At 66.4% G+C, this 13,285-nt stretch carries 10 protein-coding genes; all 10 read right to left on the bottom strand.

All coding sequences use genetic code 11. The features are described 5' to 3' along the window. Nucleotides 1-20 precede the first annotated feature (20 nt). The 10 genes from AB0E05_RS04585 to AB0E05_RS04540 all read right to left on the bottom strand — a co-directional run bounded on the left by AB0E05_RS04585 (nt 21) and on the right by AB0E05_RS04540 (nt 13,259). Entirely contained in the window at nt 21-365 is a 345-nt protein-coding gene (locus AB0E05_RS04585; RefSeq protein ID WP_361958661.1) for a hypothetical protein, read from the bottom strand. Between the two features lie 19 nt (nt 366-384). Next, nucleotides 385-2,397 carry a peptidoglycan DD-metalloendopeptidase family protein gene (locus tag AB0E05_RS04580; protein ID WP_361959093.1) on the bottom strand — a complete coding sequence of 671 codons (2,013 nt, stop codon included), beginning with the start codon at nt 2,395-2,397 and terminating at the stop codon, nt 385-387. A gap of 148 nt (nt 2,398-2,545) precedes the next feature. Then, nucleotides 2,546-2,827: a hypothetical protein gene (locus AB0E05_RS04575; protein ID WP_361958658.1), complete on the bottom strand. Its 282-nt coding sequence runs from the start codon at nt 2,825-2,827 to the stop codon at nt 2,546-2,548. Nucleotides 2,828-2,856: 29 nt separating this feature from the next. Further along, a complete protein-coding gene (locus AB0E05_RS04570) occupies nt 2,857-3,270 on the bottom strand; it encodes a hypothetical protein (RefSeq protein WP_361958655.1) in 414 nt (137 codons plus the stop codon). Further along, on the bottom strand, nt 3,267-4,559 hold the full coding sequence (locus AB0E05_RS04565; RefSeq protein ID WP_361958652.1) for a collagen-like protein: 1,293 nt from the start codon (nt 4,557-4,559) through the stop codon (nt 3,267-3,269). The genes AB0E05_RS04570 and AB0E05_RS04565 overlap by 4 nt, the downstream gene beginning before the upstream one ends. A 21-nt stretch (nt 4,560-4,580) precedes the next feature. Beyond that, nucleotides 4,581-5,513: a hypothetical protein gene (locus tag AB0E05_RS04560; protein WP_361958649.1), complete on the bottom strand. Its 933-nt coding sequence runs from the start codon at nt 5,511-5,513 to the stop codon at nt 4,581-4,583. A 3-nt stretch (nt 5,514-5,516) separates the two neighbouring features. Beyond that, on the bottom strand, nt 5,517-6,734 hold the full coding sequence (locus tag AB0E05_RS04555; protein WP_361958646.1) for a hypothetical protein: 1,218 nt from the start codon (nt 6,732-6,734) through the stop codon (nt 5,517-5,519). A 65-nt stretch (nt 6,735-6,799) separates the two neighbouring features. Beyond that, a complete protein-coding gene (locus AB0E05_RS04550; RefSeq protein ID WP_361958643.1) occupies nt 6,800-8,518 on the bottom strand; it encodes a hypothetical protein in 1,719 nt (572 codons plus the stop codon). A 9-nt stretch (nt 8,519-8,527) separates the two neighbouring features. After that, nucleotides 8,528-9,595, bottom strand: a complete 1,068-nt coding sequence (locus AB0E05_RS04545) for a hypothetical protein (protein ID WP_361958640.1) — start codon at nt 9,593-9,595, stop codon at nt 8,528-8,530. Nucleotides 9,596-9,707: 112 nt separating this feature from the next. Then, a complete protein-coding gene (locus AB0E05_RS04540) occupies nt 9,708-13,259 on the bottom strand; it encodes a hypothetical protein (RefSeq protein WP_361958637.1) in 3,552 nt (1,183 codons plus the stop codon). Nucleotides 13,260-13,285 lie beyond the last annotated feature (26 nt).

Raw genomic sequence — 13,285 nt, 5'->3', positions numbered from 1 at the left:
CGTCAGCCGGGGGGCTTTCTTTATCGGGTCACCTGGAAGGTGCCCGTGTCGAGGTCCACGTCAGCGACCTTGGGTGTCTCCTGAGTGGAGCCGCTGGAAGTCGAAGGATTCCGCAGCGCCGCGTTCTCCTTCAGGAGAAGCACGAGCTGCCGGTCGAAGCCCTCAAGATCGGGCGTCTCTTCCAGGGCCTCTTCCGTCTTGCGGTTCTCGATCTTCTGGGCCTGATAGCCGCCGAGTAGGGCGGTGGCTACGACACCGAGGATCGCTTCCTGGGGCAGGCCCGGGACGTACACGGCGAGTAGCGCGAGGAGCGCACTCACGAGGCCGAGCGTCTTCGCCGGGGTCGCCTTGAGCTTGTCGAGCATGATGTTCCCTTCTGTTCCGTCAGCCGCGGAGGTAGGTCATCGGGTCGACGGCAACGCCGTTCACGATGAATTCCAGATGCAGGTGCGGGCCGGTCGAGTTGCCGGTGGAGCCGACTGCCCCGATCGCGTCACCGGCCCGGACCGTCTGGCCGACGCTGACCTCGATCGCGGACAGGTGCGCGTAGCGCGTTCGCACGCCGCCGTCGTGCTCGATCACCACAGACTGTCCGTAGGCGCCTGCCCAGCCCGCTTCAACGACCGTGCCCACGCCAGCCGCCACGACGGGCGTGCCCTGCGGGGCGGGGAAGTCGGTGCCGGTGTGCTGACCGGAGGCCCATATCGAGCCCTTCGTGCCAAACGCCGTGCCGGGGTCGGCCGAAACGGGCATGACCCAGTCAGAGGACGGGGTGGCGGTCTCGGTAGGTGTCTGCGGTGCCGGGGTGATCGGCTGGTCCTTCGCCGGGTCGTACGGTTTGGCGTGCCGGCCGCTGGACCCTCCGGAGAACTCCACGACGAGCTTGGCCGCTGCCAGCTCGAAAGCTGCCGGCGCCATCGGCGACCCCGACTGCTGCACCTTGTGCGACGCCTCCCACAGCGGCATCGACTTCCAAGCCGGAGCGACCTGCTTCATCGTGGAGAAGAACTTGGCCGCCGCGCGGGCCGGATCGGTCACCTGGGCGTGAGTGCCCCACCCCATGGACGGCCGCTGCTGGAACAGTCCGGCCGAGTCGAGATGCCCGCCCGGGAGGTTCCGGAGACGGCTCTCCTGGTAGGCGGTAGCGATACCGATGACGGCTGCCCGGGGTCCGTCCTGGCGGCCGAAGGCGACGAGGGCCTGGTCGTAGATGACGCGGGCGTTCGCCTGCTCCGCCGCAGTAAGAGGCCGGTCCCAGCCGCGCTGGACGACCGGAGGCTTGAGGGGCATGACCTCAGAAAGAGACACCGCTCCCGCCTGCGGGGCCGTGACGATCGGAGTCGCCGGGGCGGCGGGCCGTACGGGCTTGGACGGCTTCGGCGCCGTGTTCGCCTTGCAGGAGCAGGGCGCGGACTTGTTGACCGTGTCCGGGACCTGGACATCGCCGGGGAGGTGCACGTGCTGACCGGAATGGATCAGGTCCGGGTCAGGCCACCGATCGGTGTTGAGGTCGAGCAGCGTTGCCAGAGTGATGCCGTGCTTCACGGCGATCCCCGACAAGGAGTCGCCGCGCTGGACGGTGTACCGGGTCGTCGGGCGGTCCGTACCGTCCGTCTCCGGCTTCACGATCGGGTTCTGCTGCGTCCTGGCCGGTGCCGGCGTCTGAGGGATCGCGGTCTTCTTCTTGTCCGGCTCCGGCGTGGACGGGCGGGGCGCGGAGGTCGGCTTCGGGGCAGGTGTCCCCTTCTTGTCCGGGATGTTCAGCTCCTGGCCCTCGCGGATCAGGTCGGGGTTCTTGATCTCGGGGTTAGCGGTCAGCAGCTCTCCGAGGGTGACGCCGAGGAGGGCGCAGACACCGAGGAGGGTCATGCCCTTCCTGACCGTGAACTTCCCCTTGACCGGGGGCTTCTGCCCCCCGCCAACACCGGGGAGCACAGTGGTCTGGTCGTTGGGAGCCGTCTTGTACGACGGCCGAGCGAACCCGTGGATCTTGGGGTTGCTGACCTCCGTCCACTTCTCGTAGACGCCGTTCCCGTTGTAGTAGGCGCCGCCGAAGGTGCCTCCGGTGTTTCCTCCGATCACTCGGATCCGGTTGCCGGAGACCTCGGTCACCAGGTCGACGTGCGTACCGCCCGAGGGGCCGTACATCACCAGGTCACCGGGACGGGGCGACCGGTGGAACTGCTTGCGCTGCTTGAAGTAGCTGGTGCACGCAAGGCAGCTCGCGGTCAGCGGTATCACGTCGGTGTTGCCGGTCTTCACCGCCAGCCAAGAGATCCAGGTCTGGCACCACGGCTGGTTCTGGGCCCAACCGAGTCCGGGAACTTCGGCTGGATACTTTGTTCGGTTGTTCGGTCCTTCGCGGTATCCGAGCTGGGTGCGCGCTCTCTCGATCATCGACCGTGCGGTGTTCGCCACTCAGCCTCCTCTCTCGCCCCCGTGGGGCATGCCGAAGGCCGCCCCGGCTGGGACGGCCCACGTTTTGATGGTTCGGTTCGCGGTTGATCCGGACGCCCGGTCGGCGGTTCCGGTTGTGCAGCGCTGATCAGTCCTCGTCGGGCTTGACCGCGGTCGTCTGCGGGGTGACACCGAGAGCCCGGAGCTGGTGCTCGAAGTCGGCGGCCACCCGCCGCCAGTAGTCGGCGACCTCCTGCATCTGCCGAAGGGCCTCCTGGGCTTCCCGCCGCCAGCGCTCCAGATCGGTAATGTGCTGCGCCCGAGCCCGGTTGAAGCTTTCCTTCTTCGACTGGGCCGCCTTGACGACGACACCGAGAGAGGCGAGTCCACCCGCTCCGAAAACGGCGATGACAATTTCCAGAATCTGCATTTCCACCCCCTTCGAATCCGTTGGATCCGCTACTTCCCCAGATACTTCATGGAGAAAGTTCCGTTGCCTGTATGACTCGGGTCGACGCCGGAGATATTCACGCGCGCCCACACTCGGATCTGGTCCCCTGCGGCCAGGGAGACGTTGCTGTTCGACATGACCTTGGACTTCGTGGTCGTCCCGGCGTTCGCGGTGTAGACCTCGCCGACGACCGGGATCGTCTGGGTCCCCCTGTGGTTGTCGATCCCGCTACGGATGCCAGCGTTGTAGATACCGGAGCACTCCACCTGTGAGCTGATCGAGTAGCGGCCGGTGACCTTCGCGGTCCACGACGTCTCGCCGCTGAGGCTGATGCGGTCCTGCTTCGAGGCCGTCCACTTCACCGGGGCGGCCGTGCTCGTCTTGAACGGGCCGGGCTTTGACCGAGCCTGACCCTCGATCATTTTGGGATCTTCGCCACCTCGGCCTTCAGGGCGACGAGCGCCGCTTCAAGGGCGCTGATGGACGAGTCCTGCCCATGGTCTTTGACTCGGAGAGCGTCATCGGCGGCCCGGGTCTCGGACATGAAAGCCTCAAGGTCCGCAGGAACGCCGGGGTTCTGCTCGATGGCAGCGATCTTCGTTTCCTGGCGGGTCATCCAGTCACGGAGGTTCGTCGTGCCGATGAATGTGTTTCCGGCGCCGCTCACTCCGAACGCCATGCTCGAATTGGAGTCGATGACCTGGAATGGATAGACGGCATCGCCGGGCTGCGAAATGACGCGTACGGTGGCGCTCCGGTACGAGGAGGTTTCGGGGAGGCGTCCCACCTGGAGATACGGCGCCCCGGTAGCCTTGTAAATCCCAGCGGGGGCGGCGACCTGGACCTCGCCGGCCGCGTTCTGCACACCCATGGTCTTCCGCTCGACCGAGGCGATCCGCGCCTCGTGGGCGGCATCGGTCTGCTCGCTCTGCATCATCTTGCTGGACAGGACGGAGAGACGGATTTCACCACCGTTGTCGAAGACGTGCAGGCCGCCGCCCTGCGAATACAGGATGGCCGTTCCGGGCACGGGCCTGGGGGGCGGGCTCTCGGTGTCGCGCAGGACGATGGAGCCGCCGTCCACTTCGAGGTTGCCGGCCGGGTCGACCTTGGCGACGGCGTGACCGGCGGTGTTGTGCACGGACAGCGCGGGGACCGTTTCGACGGTCTGATGGAGGACGGTGGACCCCCGCACCACGAGGTCACCGTCAATGCGGGCACCGCTGTTCGCCGCGATCGATCCAGGGGGGCCTTCTGGACCGGGAACCCCCTGCGGGCCCTGCGGCCCGGGGGCTCCGGTGTCCCCCCTGTTGCCCTGGGGGCCACGTTCGCCCGGGATGCCGGGCTCCCCGTCGAGACCAGGCTCTCCGGGAGGCCCTGCCGGACCGGTGTAGAACACCGTGGGCCGGTTCGGGTCGGACACGTCCTGGAGATCTTTAATGTTCCACTCCTCCTGGTCGGAGGGGACATCCACGAAGTACCGGCGGACGGCCAAGCCCGCGATCTCCTCGATCACCTCGTACGAGAGGCCGCCTAGCACCTCAGTGTGAAATGTGCCGGTCGCATCGAGGTCGGTCACCCGGGACGAGCCACCGACGAGGGTCTGATCGAGTCGGTAGACCTGCTTATCCGGAATCATGAAACGCACGCGGCCCCGGTGGGGCTCACCCATGGGATTCAGGTACGTGCCGAAGATCTTGACAATTTCCAAAGAGGCTCCCTCCATGCCCCGCTATCCGGGGCCTGGTTCTCGATTCAGGCTGTAGACCCGGGCTCCCCAGTCGCCCTGGCGGTGGGTGCCCTTGGCGGGGTCGTGTTTCAGGTCGAGCAGTGATGCGTTGGACGCGGTCCGGTAGACGCTGAAGGCGACATCCGGCGGCCTGATCTGCGCCTTATCGCGTGTACGGGAACCAGCACCGGACCCGCTCTCGCCGAGCAGGTCACTGTTCATCGACCTGGCCCAGACCACGAACCAGCGCTTGGAGTCAATCTGCTGGTCCGGGTGGAGACCGTCATCGAGGCTCATGTGCTGCCACTCCATCTCGAAGCGGTGCAACTTCGATGCGGTTCCGGCCTTGAAGAGGAAGCTCGGACCTCGGCCCGCGATGTCCGATCGCCATTCGGGAGGCGAGGCCCCGTGCTCGCGGGTGACGCCTACACCGATCTGGTGGTGCGGGGACCCGGCGAACTCGAACTCCAATCTCAGGAGATCGGTCCTGCTGCCGTGGGCCTGGACGATGTACCAGGGGCGCCAGCCGTCCGAGTTGACCAGGGCCCTCCATTGGTGGGCGGTGATGTTGTACGACAGGGCCCGGGAGGTCCAACCTCCGAGGCTTGCGCCTACGCTCAGGCTGGGCTTCTTCACCCCGGTCACGAACGCGCGGCTCGCCGTGGCGGAGGTGAGGGCGGCGGCCGTGGTGACTCCCGGTGTACCCACCGAGCCGTGCGCGGAGACGGATGTCGGATAGTTGACGGACATGCTCCCGCTGAACTGCTGGTGCCGAAGCGGCTGCCAGGCGGCCAAGTAGGGCGAGGCGGCGACCTGGACGACCGGGTAGCGGTCGATCGTCGCGTCCGGGGGCGGGAACTCCAGGGTGCGGAGGCGCTTCTCGATGAGAGCGAGAGAGGTGTCAAGCCCGCCTGCGTAGGCACGTTCATTGGCCATGTGTCACTCCCACTTCCCCTTCTGGAACAGGGACTCCTGGACAAGCGTCAGCTCGCACCGGTCGGACCCGTCCCCCTCGACCTGCACGCGCGTCTCGGTGACGACGAAGGGTTCCTCGATGTTGAGGAATCCGGTGTCGGCCTCGACCTGGATCTTGATTCCGAGGTTCGGGTCCAAGCGGTGGGGGTCCCTGTAGGCGTTCGGATAGGTGATGACGCGGGGAACGCGTATCCCCTTGGCTCCGAACGCGAGCTGTGTCTCCGCCCGGGAATCCAGCGTCTTGGTGTCTCCGAGGCTGTCGTAACGGCCCACCACATCCCGTACAGGCACGTCTCGGCGGAGGAGGAAGTTGTCTCTCCTTCGCCGGATCGGCAGGTTCCCGGACCGGCCGATGGCGTACGAGACGTTGGTGATCTGTGAGCCGTCGAAGAAAATCTCGGGTATCTCGCAGTTGACCCGATCAGTGAGGGCCGGCAGGCGGGCACCGTCACGCCCGGTCGCCCAGACCGGTGTGCGGTCCTTGGTGGTCCGCACGATGTGCCGCAGGTACTCGCCTGCTGTTCCCTCGTTGACGATCACGGAGTCCACCGTCAGAAAGAATCCGCTGAGGTCGTCAGCCATGTCGTAGAAGTCGGTGGCGACCTCGCGCCACTCGCCGGGTCCGGCCTGCCAGTCCCGGGTACGGCCGGTGGTCGCAGCGGCAACCTCCGTGTTGATGCCCCAGTTTCTATTGCCGCTGAGAACGACCTGCCGGATGATCTCCGCCTGCTCGATGTTGGTGATCCGTCCGGTGTGGTGGCGGTTCTCCCAGAAGGACAGCCAGTCCCTCGCGGAAAGCTGGAGGACGCGGGTCTCCAGGTCCATCCGCATACTCCAGATGATCCCGGCCCACACGAGCTGGCTCGTCGTGCGGCCGTCGGCGGCCTCGTCGGTGCGGACGATGCCCAGGCAGTACCGATAGGGCTCGATGTCCGCGAGTCGGCTGAGGGTGGGACTCCACTCCTCGGGCCCGTCGAGCGGGATTGTCACCTGGGCCTGGCCAATCGAGTCGAGCCGCCGTGAGTAGGTGATGTCCGCAGCCGGTACTCCGCTCGCGACGATCGTCGGCCGGAAGCCCTTCACCTTGAGACTGTGTGTCTTGTGCAGCTTGTGAGCGGGGTCGTCGTACTGCCAATCACCCGCAGGGGTCCACCGGTAGATCCTGATCTCGTAGGTGCGCAAACCCCTCCGTTCCGCCCGAAGGAGCTGCCCTTCACGACTTTCTTCGTCTTCCTGATTCCCAGGAGTCAGGTCACCTGGACCAGCGAGATACCGGAGCTGACGTCATCCAGCACGGTGGCGTCACCGCCGACCGAGCGGGCATATGCGTAGACGCCGTCACCTGCCGTGAGGTAGACGAGTCCGGAGCAGGAGAGCCGCCAATCGCCACTGGTCTCGTGGGTCGAATGCGTCTGGCCGCTCACAATGTGCCCGTCGCTCTTACGCTTGATTTCGGCGAAGAAAGAACCACTCCGGGCATACTTGCTGCTGCCGCTGACCGTGCACATCACCTGGTAGTAGCCGCTGACACGGGCCTTGGCGATACCGGCCGGGTAGTCGAAATCGGCATCAGTGCCGTACCACTTGCTCTTCAGCGGGATTGCCTTCCAGGCACTTCCGACCGTCAACTTCTTGAAAACACCGCGCGAGTAGGCCGGGGCTCCCTGCTCAATACCGCTCACGCGGGTAGCCAGCTTGGATATCTCGGTCTTCGTTCTGGCGACCTCGCCGGTGAGGGTATCGGCGGAGGTCTTCGTGGCGGACGCGATCGAGGTGGCCTCGGTCGCCCTCTCGACGGCCTGCCGTCCGAGGTCGGACGCAGATGTGATTTCGTTGACCACATCCCGCTCGCCGACGTAGAGGCGGCCGGCACCCGTGAGCCGGATATTGCCGGTGTAGCCCTCCAGGCTCGTCAGATCGCCCTTCTCGCCCTTCAGGCCCTGGTCACCCTTGAGTCCCTGCGGTCCGACCGGGCCCATCGGGCCTGTACTGCCTCGGGGACCCTCGGGACCCATCAGTCCGGCCAGCTCGACCCACACAGCGTCACCGGACTCCCCGGTCGCCGGGCTGAGGTACTGCTTCTGCCACACCGTCCCGCTGCTGGTGTGGAGGTACATGTCACCCGGTGACCCCTCACTCTCGGACGGGGACGCCGAGGACGCGTACCACTTGTCGCCCGACAGGATGCCCATCGACTGCCACTGGCCGCCCTGACGCTCGAAGAACTCGAACGAATTGGCGGATTCGGTGTTGGGATTCGGCGTGTGGGTGCGCTGGATGTAGAACGTCCCGTCGTAGGCGTCCCCGGGCGCGCTGCCCGTGCCCTGCCGGATGGTCGAGCCGTCGCGGTGCCACTCATAGTCCCCGCGGAGCATCCACCTCACTCCGGTCAGCAGGTCCATGTACTGGGTCCCCGGCCGGAAGAACGTGCGCCGGCCGTCGTCGGTTGTCGGCGCTGCCGGGGGGAGCCCATCGCGGGCGGGGCCGGTCTTCGTGACCAGGTACTGCCCCGTCGACGAGTGGAGGCGGTAGTCCTCGATCGCCCAGGTGCTCGGCGTCGGCCGCGAGAAGCGAGCCACCACCAGACTGGCATCCGGGGCATCCGTAAGGGACGCGACGATCTGCGGCACGATATCGACCGGCTTACCCAGCCCGTGAAACTCGGGACTGGTCACCGTGAGGACGATGAAGCCGCTGCTCGCCGTCGTGTTGAGCGTGTACTGAAGCGGTTCGGTGCGCTCGATCCAGACCAGGCCCTGACGGTTGTCCGCGTTGTTGTCCTTCACCCAGGCGCGGCCGGGCGCGATCAGAACCGCGTTAGTGGCGCTCACGTGCGGGTCGACCAGGAATGATTCCCTGGTTTCGATGCCCTTGGTGAAGTCCATGATGCTGCCGAACATTCGCCGGAAATCCGCTGCCGCATACTTCGCACCGTTGGTGAAATTGACATTTACAACATCAGTCATGTGTCATCCCTAGATAAACTTGTCGAGCGTCCAGGAGACCTCGCCGCGGAGATGGGGGCTCGGGGCGAACGCGTACGACCGCTGAGCGGGGCTGGACCCGGAGCGACCGGACATCAGGTAGCACAGGACAGTGCTCCCCGGATCGAGGCGGCACCACTGGCGGAAAGCGAGGTCCGCTGTCACGTCCGTGCGCCTTCCCTGCTGGGTGATGAACGCCCTCTTCATTTTCGTGTCGAACTCGAAGACGTCGGCCGGGGACAGCTCCAGCGGGATCCGACCGTACTTCGTGATCCCGATCTTCCCCACCAGGTCGCCCGAGGGCGCCGCCTGCGTCTCTGCCAGCTCCGAGGCCGCAAGCCCGGCGGGGGGCTTGCGGAACTCCACCCACACCCCGCCGTGCGCGGGGCCGCTGATGCGTACGGACATGTCCGCAGTCGACATCGAGCCGTTGGCGACCACGGCCGGTGCCTGATCACGCATCCTTGCCGTGTTCGGGATCTCCACCTCCGCGGACCGGGTGAAGTCGAGCAAAGCGGCACCCGGGGAGGTGAGGTCGATACCGCCCTTGTCCCAGCTTCCCGCGGTCATGTCCCGGCGGTAGGTACCGGTGGCCCTGATCCACGGGTCCGTGCAGTCGAGCTGCACGTCAATAATCGGCGAGAGACTGGCCGCGTACTTGCTGTCGATCGTCAACGACCGCTTGCGTACGCGTCCGCGGACCTTGGCCCGGACGCCCTGGGCGATACCGGGGATGCAGAAGTGAAGCTCCTCCTCCCCTCCGTCATCTCCGTAGGTGAAGGCGGCGTTGACCTCACCCATCAAGTCGGCGAGCCTGCGGGCGTCCTTGGCGATAACGCGGAACGAAAGGTGAATCGTCCGCCCGCGCATCCAGTCACGGCCCGGCCAGCGGCCATGTGTTCCAACTAGTTCCAGGTCGTAGTCCTTGATCTCCGGCATGTCACCGATACCGGAGATCTCCAGCGGGACGAGGGGTGAGTCGCCGCCCAGGAGGACACCGCGGTACCACAGTGTCCACTCATCCCCGGGGAAGGAGTCTGTTCGCGCGCTGTCTCGCATGGGCCTCCCGTACCGGGGGCCGCCGCAGTGGCGGCCCCCGGACTTTCTTTGTTTTTTTGATTCCTTGGAGCGGCCTCCCGGGCCGGGGCTCCTTGAGCAGCGTCGATCAGGGTCAGCGGGTGATCCGCTTCAGCTGCCACGCCACCTCGCGTGAAATGACGACGGGGTCGGCGTTGGTGTTGGCGTTTACCGTCACCTGGGGGCCGGCCGACCGGTTGTCTGCGGCCGGGGTTCGGCGGTCCGGCATCCGATCGAGAGCCGCTGACAGGGACTCCCCGGATCGGTACGAGGCGTACGTCGCTTCCTCCGGGAGGGCGTCCCGGAACCGCTCGGCGTCGAAGGCTGCCGCCGTTCGGGGTGCCATCGCGGAGAACGCCGTCATGGGCGCGGGGGCGCTGCGGGCGGTAGCGGACGCCTTGGCCTGCGTCGCAACCTGCTTGATCTCGGTCACTGTCTTCGTCGTGGCGACCCGCACATTGATCGTGTAGGTCTGCGAGGTAACCGAGTTCAGCGCAGACTTCATGGTGTTGGCCGCGGTACGAACGGCGTTCGCCGCCCTCGTTGCCTCGGCCTGCACCTTCGTCCCGTACGTAGGCCACTTGTCGCCTGCGTCCTTCGGGACCGCGCCAAGGGCCTTCGTCGCCTCCTTGCTGTGCGCGTCGATCCTCGACTTCGCCGTGGAGAGTGTGGTCTCGATCTTCTTCGCCAGATCGTTCCACGCCTGAGTGGAGGTCACGTTCATGTTCGACGTGCCGGTCTTGGCGTCGGTCACGATCTTGTCCCAGGTCGCGCGGGAGGACGCCGACATTCCGTCGTACGCGGACTTCGAGGCCGCTTCGGCGCCCTCCATGTTGGACTTGATGCCCTCCTTGCCCTTCTGGGCACTCTGAGTGGCCATCTGAGCCATGCGCTCGGCCTGGAGGGCGACGGCATCCGCGGTGGAAGCAGACCCTGTCGACATGGTGTCGAACATGGTCGCGGTGCTGCTGCCCATCGTGTTCATGTGCGTCTGCCACGACACCTGGGCCTGAGCAGCCGCCACATCCACGCGGGCTTGCGCGTTCTGCGCACTCGTCCCGATACCGCTGTTGATCAGGTTCGTGTACTCGCCGATGCTCGACCAGTTGGTCAGGATGCCGGCCTGCATCTGCCCGTGGGCCTGGGCCACCTGCTGAGTCGTCGTAAGAGCCTGCTGTCGAATAGCCAGCAGAGTCGCAGCCGTGGTCTCCCGCACACTGTCGTACATCGTCCGGGTGGACTCGGCGGTCGCCTCGTTGTCGGAGGTGAACTTTCCCTTCAGCCAGTCCCAGGCCGATCCGAGGGACCCCATCGCACCCGGCATGTCACCGGTCATGAACTGAGATGCCGCAGACATGCCAGCCGCCAGCGGGGTCAGCAGGTCCACGAAGCGGGCAAGCCCGTCGATCAGCGCGGGTCCTACGGCCGCTGCGAGGTTGGCGAAGTTGACACCGAGACTCACCAAAGCATCGATCATCGCTGGCTTCGTCAGCTCGATGGCGAGCTGTCCGAAGACTTCAACCATGCGCTGGATCCCCGCAACAACCGAGGCGTCGGACAGGTTCGTCAGCACCTGGGCGACCACGTCGGCGATAGCCTGCATGATCGCCGGGCTCGCGCTGGCCCAGACGGTCATGAACTGCTGAAGCGGTGGCATGACCGTGCCCATCGCGGCGCTGATGCCATCGAGAACGGTCGGCAGTACACGGGCACCGGCAGCCATGAAGCGGGCCATCGGCTCTGCCGAATCCGAGAAGGCTTGAGCGACGGCTTCGAAGGCGGTCCCGAAGGCTTCGCCGTGCCGGGTCGCTTCCTGCACCCACCGGCCGACCCCTTCGCCCAGGACTCGGATCCCGTTCTGGACGTGCGTCATGAAGGTGTCGAACTCGGTCGTGCTGAGGGCTTCCCCCATCCGGCTGCCGAGTTCATCGAAGAACCCGGCTATGCCGTCCGCGAGCTTGCCGAGCGAGGACGCCCCACTGGTCACGGAGACCATGAACCGGGCGACGGCCATCACCACGACATCGATCCCGCGGCCCATCTCCCGGACCACGGTGCCGAACTGCTCACCGTGGGAGGCCAGCAGTAGGACGGCGTCACCGAAGGTGCGGCCGAGGCCGATAAACGCGCCCCTGAGCGCATCGGCGAACGCGACCATCCCGGAGTCACGGAGGGCGTTCGTGACACGGGGCAGGACCGCGTCGACAAAGCCGGTCAGCGAGTCGACCAGCGGCTGTACGTACGTACCCCCAGCGTCGAAGAACTTTTTGAGCTGGGGGCCCATCCTGCCCATCCACTTCACGATCCCGTCGAACGCCGCGCTGAAGGCGTCGTGCATCCCGCTTGCCGCGGGTAGCACTTCGGACCGGAGGACCGACTTCAACTCGGTGAACTTGCGCTTGACCCGGTCGGTCTCCAGAAGCAGTACGCCGAGCGCGCCAACCATCGGCAGCAGCGGAACCGTGGCGAGGGCCAAGGCGGCGACGCCGGCCGCAGCCATCGCGGTGGCCACGGCGCCGAGCAGGCCGACCACACCGACCGCGGCGCCGACGAGTGACATCAGTGCTGCGGCCAGAGCCGAGACGACGCCGATCAGGGCCCCGGCGGCAAAGGTGACTGCACCGAGGGAAACGGTGACCAGGGCCAGGGTGATCAGGAGTTGCGGCAGGGACGAGACGGCGGAGATAAACGCCTGCCCCATCGTGCTGGCGAAACCAGCCGCCGAGTCAGCCATCCCGGACAGGGATCCGGTGACCCGGGCCGCCATCGCGGCGAACGCGCCCGTGCCCTCTGCTGCCGCGGCCGTCGCCGAGGCGCCGACCTTGAGAACGCCGACCGCGAGGACGGCCGCGACGCCGATGACACCCTGCATCGCGCCGGCCAGAACGTTGAGCGACGCGCCACCGACTCGCCACAGGGCGTTGAACGCGCGGGCCGCGACGTACAGGCCGTTGTTGCGGATGTTGGTGGTGATGACCACCTCACGCCGGTGCGTCAGCCACGCCAGCCGGGCCGCGACCGCCGCCACCCGCGAGTCGTTGAGAGCGGGGCTGACGTCGACCTGACGGCCCTGCTCTAGAACTCGCAGCTCGGAACGGGCGCGAGCCGCGTCGAGATTGGCCTCGATGAAGACGCGGCGGTGCCGGTTCTCTCCGCTCAGGGCTGCCAGACGGATCCGGGCCTTCGCGTCGTCCAGCTCGGCCTGTACCTGAACAGTCCGATCGCTGACGAGGCGGGCGAGATCCAGCTCGGCCCGGACCGAGTCCACCTCTGCTCGGAGAGTGATCTCCTCGGTCTGAAGGGCCCGGCGGATCTGCCGCTTGAGGCTGGCGTCGTCTACGCCGACCGCGAGCTTGTCCTCTTCGATGACCGCGTCGATGGTCATCTTCCGGTCCTTCGACGCGGCGGCCACCTTGGCGCGGGCGGTCGTGGTGTCCGCGTCGACACGGACGCGGATGCTGCGGTCCCGGGACAGGGCCCGGAGTTCTGACTCGAACTTGGTCGTGTCAGCGACGACTTCGAGCTTCAGTTGCCTGCCGTTAAACCAGGCGACGAGCCGTGAGACGGTCCGCTTGAAGGTGCTGGTGTCCGGGACAACGCGGATGTTGACCGATCCAACGGTCGTGCCGCCGGGACTGTCGGCCATGGGCCTCCTAGGAGATCTTGAATGGG

This window comes from Streptomyces sp. NPDC048057, assembly GCF_040653095.1.
Taxonomy (GTDB): Bacteria; Actinomycetota; Actinomycetes; order Streptomycetales; family Streptomycetaceae; genus Streptomyces.
The sequence above is the reverse complement of the archived record's forward strand: the minus strand, read 5'-3'. Positions and strand labels throughout refer to the sequence as shown.